Source organism: Anaerorhabdus sp. (assembly GCF_036657415.1).
GTDB lineage: Bacteria > Bacillota_I > Bacilli_A > Erysipelotrichales > Erysipelotrichaceae > Anaerorhabdus.
In genome coordinates this window covers 1-4810 of the sequence record NZ_JAVXGL010000114.1, presented here as the reverse complement: position 1 = coordinate 4810, position 4810 = coordinate 1, and the positions used below count along the sequence as shown (strand labels likewise).

The window sequence follows — 4810 nt, the reverse complement described above, 5'->3', positions numbered from 1 at the left end:
AATTGACAATCGTTTGATTCATGGACAAGTTGCAACTCAATGGACAAGTTCTATTGGAGCTAATTTATTGTTAGTTGCAAATGATGATGTAGCTAATAACACATTCCGTCAAGGTTTGATGGATATGGCTGCACCTAGCTATGCTCAAACTCGTTATTGGACAATTCAAAAAACAATCGACACAATTCACAAAGCTTCAGACGCACAAAAAATCTTTATCGTATGTGAGAATCCACAAGATGTATTAAAACTAGTTGAGGGTGGAGTACCTATCAAAAAAGTTAATATCGGAAACATGCATATGTCTGAAGGTAAGCGTCAAGTAGCAGGATCAGTTGCTGTTGATGCCTCTGATGTTGAGGCGTTCGAAAAGCTTCGTAACCTAGGTGTAGAACTTGAAATTAGAAAAGTTCCATCTATGGCTTCTGAAGACGTAGAGAAATTATTTAAATAATCATACAGAAAGGTGATAGATAAACATGGAATTTAATATTATTCAAATATTACTTGTTGGTGTCGTTGGTTTTATCGGCGGTATTGACCAATTTAGTTTCCTTGAATCATTGTATCGCCCAATTGTTATGGGACCTGTAGTTGGAGCTATCCTTGGTAACTTCGATTTAGGACTTAAAATTGGGGCTTCTTATGAACTTCTAATGATTGGTAGTATGCCAATCGGTGGAGCTCAACCTCCAAATGCTGTATTAGGAGGAATCATGGCTGTTGTATTCGCAATTGCCTTAAATCAACCAGATTTCGAATCTGCTTTAGCTCTTGCAATCCCATTCGGATTACTTGGACAACAAGCAGTTAACGTTTGGTTCACAATTTCTGCTCCTGCAATGTCAAAAGCTGACAGCATGGCTGCAAAAGGTGACATAAAAGGTATCGAAAGACTTAACCTTGGCTTAATGCTTGGTATTGGTGCTCTATTTGCAGTTCTTGCAATGATCGGTACTGGTGCTGGACAAGCAGTAGGGGTTATGCTTTCTGAAGCTGTTCCTGCTTGGATCTGGACAGGTCTAGGCGCTGCTGGTGGTATGATGCGTTATGTAGGATTTGCCGTATTAATGAAAGTTATGATTTCTGGTGAATTCTGGACTGTATTAATCGCTGGTTTCGCAATGGCTACATTAGTAGACAGAGCATTCTCAAAACTTGTATTTACTGATGGCGTTGCTACTGGTATTACAGGAAATGGTGCTTATACTCTAGTAATCATTGCTATTATCGGTGGAGCATTAGCATACTATGACTTCCAAATCAATACGAAGATCAAAGCAAATGCTGGTGGTTCAGGAAAGGGGGACTATAGTGATGGCATCTAATTTAGCAAACACATACAAGAATACGACTCCTGCTCAACCTCTTGATAAGAAAACTCTTAACAAAATGGTTTGGCGTTCATTATTCTTACAAATGTCTTTCAACTTTGAACGTATGCAAGCTGCTGGTTGGCTATATGGAATTCTTCCAGGTTTGGAAAAAATTCATACTGACAAAGAAGACCTTGCTCTTTCAATGGGACATAACTTAGACTTCTTTAACACTCACCCATTCTTAGTAACATTCGTTATGGGTATCGTTCTTTCATTAGAACAACAAAAAGCTGATGTAACAACTATCCGTGCGGTACGTGTTGCTGCTATGGGACCTTTAGGTGGTATCGGGGATGCTATTTTCTGGTTAACATTAGTTCCAATCGCTGCAGGTATCGGTGCTAACTTATCTCTTGAAGGAAATATCTTAGGACCTATTCTATTCTTAGTTCTATTCAATGCAGTTCAATTCGGAGTTCGTTACGGATTAATGTATTGGTCATATGATTTAGGAAGCAAAGCTATTGAAGCATTAACTAAAAATGCTAAAGAATTTACTCATGCTGCTTCATTATTAGGTATCTTCGTAGTAGGTGCTCTAATTTCTAACATGGGTGGTACAACTATCGCTTTAACAATTCCTAATGGGAACTCTCCTATCGTATTACAATCTGTATTAGATAGTATTTTCCCTAAATTAATTCCTCTTGCATTAACTATGCTTATGTATTGGTTAATTGCTAAAAAGAATTTTACAGTTATCAAATGTATCCTATTACTTTTAGTATTAGGTATCCTTGGTGCTGTACCATTCATCGGTTTGTTCTAAACCGGATTACATTAATAATCCGTAACCTTCATATAAAAAGGTGTTTGCGTAAGCAACACCTTTTTTTCTATGTAAGATGCTAAATTTCGATTATACTAGAAATAGAAAATAGGTGGAATATGGAAATATTCAATATAACAAAGAAACAGGCAAGACAATTTCTATTACTAAAACATGGACTACTTGGTGAATATAAATTTGAAGAAAAAAAAGGTATTCAAGAGTTTGTTGAACAGGTAGGCTGTATTCAATTTGATCCCATTGATGCATGTGGTAAGAATGCGGATTTAGTTTTACTGTCACGTATTAAAAACTATAAAAAGACAATGCTGTATGAACTATTGTATCAAGAGCGAGTGCTTATTGATTATTTTGATAAAAACTTATCTATTTTTAGTATGAGTGATTGGCCATATTTTTTGCGTAGACATCATGAATATGATTATATGACAAGATATGATAAGGGAATTAAACCGGCATGTGATGAAATCAAAAATGAGATTAGACTAAGAGGTCCTTTATGCTCTAATGATTTTTCAAGAGATAAACATATTATTGGAACTTGGGGGAGTAAATCGAGTTTAGCGCGTGCTGTTTTAGAACATTTATATTTCACTGGAGAACTTGCCATTCATCATAAAAAAGGGACAATTAAATATTATGATTGTATTGAAAATTGTATTCCTTCAAAACTATTAAATAAAAAAGATCCAAATAAAGAATTATTGGATTTTCAAAGCTGGTTAGTATTAAGACGTATCAAATCAGTAGGTTTATTATGGAATAAGGCATCAGATGCTTATTTGTGCATAAGTGACCTTAAAACACCTGTACGTACAGCAATTTTTAATGACTTGATTAAACATAATAAAATAGTTGAAGTCAATGTTGAAGGCTGTAAAGAAAAATTATATTGTGTTAAAGAAGATATTTCATTAATTCATCAAATTATTGCAAGTTCACCATTAAAAAAGCGTTGTGAATTTATAGCACCACTGGATAATTTACTTTGGGATAGAAAATTAATTAAAGAATTATTTAATTTTGAATATACATGGGAGATATATACACCAGAGGAAAAGCGTAAATTTGGATATTATGTTTTGCCGATTCTTTATGGAGATGAGTTTATTGGACGTATTGAAGCTATTTACACGAAGAAGACAAAAGAACTTGTGGTTAAAAACATTTGGTATGAACCTAATATTAAAATAACAAAAACACATCAAACTTTAATCACAAAGCAATTAAAAAAACTTGAACGAATGAATCAAGAAGAAATAAATTAAAAAAAGTGACAAAGTCACTTTTTTGTTTACCCAAGTTTTTCTTGATGTGTAGCGTATAAATATTCATCCATACAGTTAACAATACGATCTTTAATTAATGCTTCAGCCGTACAAGGTATTATTCCTTCACGTACTTTTGTGTATTGAACAGGCATGTATTGACTTAATAATGAATATGGAATACCGATGGTATTGATATTTGTAATAAGTGTTTCAAGAGCAGCTTGTACTTTTTCGTTTGGTAAGTAATAACGACAACGATCAGAGAAACTATATTTACGTTTGAATGCAAGTTGTTGAGCATTACCATGATAATGTTTTTGCCAGTTTCCAGGATTCTTAAGCATTACTTCTTCAAGCACTTCAATGAATTTTGATGGTTTAGTTTTAGTTCCTTTTAATAATGCTTCTTCGATATTAGCTAATGCGAACATTGCTTCACGAGCGGCAAAAGTTAAACCAGGTCCAACTTTAAGAATGGCAATTCCATCTTCAACCATTTCTTTTAAAGCAATTTTAGTTTGGTAATCAGTTGAATGACCTTCAAAGACTAAGTTCTTATATGCTTTAAGTGATTTAGTTAATGTTCTAGCTTTTTTACGGTCGTATTCAATAACTGTAGAGTCACCAAATTCTACTCCAGGTTGTACAACAACAGCAATAACATGATTCCATGCTTCTTTTAAATCTTTTGAAAGGAAAGCTTCATGGAAAGTATTAATTGTTTGTTGGCAATCTTTAACTTTTGTAACTGCAACACCTTCTTCTTCCTCTTGTGCTCCACCAGGGATAGGTACTTCAGATCCAACGATGAATACAGGGTGAAGCGCATTTGGTGATTTTGCTTTTAATTTTGCGTATGCTTTTTCAGCAACTTCTGCAAGTTCTGCGCCACGACGAGCGATAACTTCTGTTGATAACATAGCTTGTTGATCATCATCAGCAACTCTCATAGAAGTATCAATATGAATTTTAGTGAATCCTGCAAGGACATATAATTCGATAAGTTTGCTTGCTTCTTTCATTGCTTGTTTCTCATCAAGGTGTGTCCAAGTTAATGGCCCTAAATGATCTCCACCAAGGATAATTCTATCCATAGGGAAGTTAACTTTTTTTGCAATTTTTTCTACAAACTTCATGAAATCTTTTGGTTTCATTCCAGTGTAACCACCATATTGGTTTACTTGGTTACTTGTTGCTTCAATAAGTACGATGGATTTAGTTTGTTTGCCACGTTCTAAAGCAGCTTCAATAACAAACTCATTTGCACTACATACAGAATAGATTCCTACAGGAGTACCTTTCTTTTGTAGTTTAATCATTTGCAATAAAGGATGTTTTGTCATTTATAGTCTCCTCTCACTTTATAGTTT

5 protein-coding genes are annotated in these 4810 nt (G+C 34.3%); 4 read left to right on the top strand and 1 reads right to left on the bottom strand.

All coding sequences use genetic code 11. The annotated features are described in order from the left end of the window. The first annotated feature begins 1 nt into the window (after window position 1). The 4 genes from agaV to RSB60_RS10855 all read left to right on the top strand — a co-directional run bounded on the left by agaV (window position 2) and on the right by RSB60_RS10855 (window position 3437). The gene (agaV, locus tag RSB60_RS10870) at window positions 2-454 is read left to right on the top strand and encodes a PTS N-acetylgalactosamine transporter subunit IIB (RefSeq protein WP_332616309.1); all 453 of its coding nucleotides are present in this window, start codon (window positions 2-4) and stop codon (window positions 452-454) included. A 25-nt stretch (window positions 455-479) separates the two neighbouring features. Next, entirely contained in the window at window positions 480-1328 is an 849-nt protein-coding gene (locus RSB60_RS10865; RefSeq protein WP_323380292.1) for a PTS mannose/fructose/sorbose/N-acetylgalactosamine transporter subunit IIC, read from the top strand. Then, window positions 1318-2148, top strand: coding sequence for a PTS system mannose/fructose/sorbose family transporter subunit IID (locus RSB60_RS10860; RefSeq protein WP_323380293.1), 831 nt, complete (start codon window positions 1318-1320; stop codon window positions 2146-2148). Before RSB60_RS10865 ends, RSB60_RS10860 begins: the two co-directional genes overlap by 11 nt. 119 nt (window positions 2149-2267) lie before the next feature. Then, window positions 2268-3437 carry a winged helix-turn-helix domain-containing protein gene (locus RSB60_RS10855; protein ID WP_332616306.1) on the top strand — a complete coding sequence of 390 codons (1170 nt, stop codon included), beginning with the start codon at window positions 2268-2270 and terminating at the stop codon, window positions 3435-3437. A gap of 26 nt (window positions 3438-3463) precedes the next feature. Here the strand turns inward: RSB60_RS10855 and RSB60_RS10850 are convergent, their stop codons facing one another. Next, entirely contained in the window at window positions 3464-4783 is a 1320-nt protein-coding gene (locus RSB60_RS10850) for a class II D-tagatose-bisphosphate aldolase, non-catalytic subunit (protein WP_323380295.1), read from the bottom strand. Between the last annotated feature and the right edge of the window lie 27 nt (window positions 4784-4810).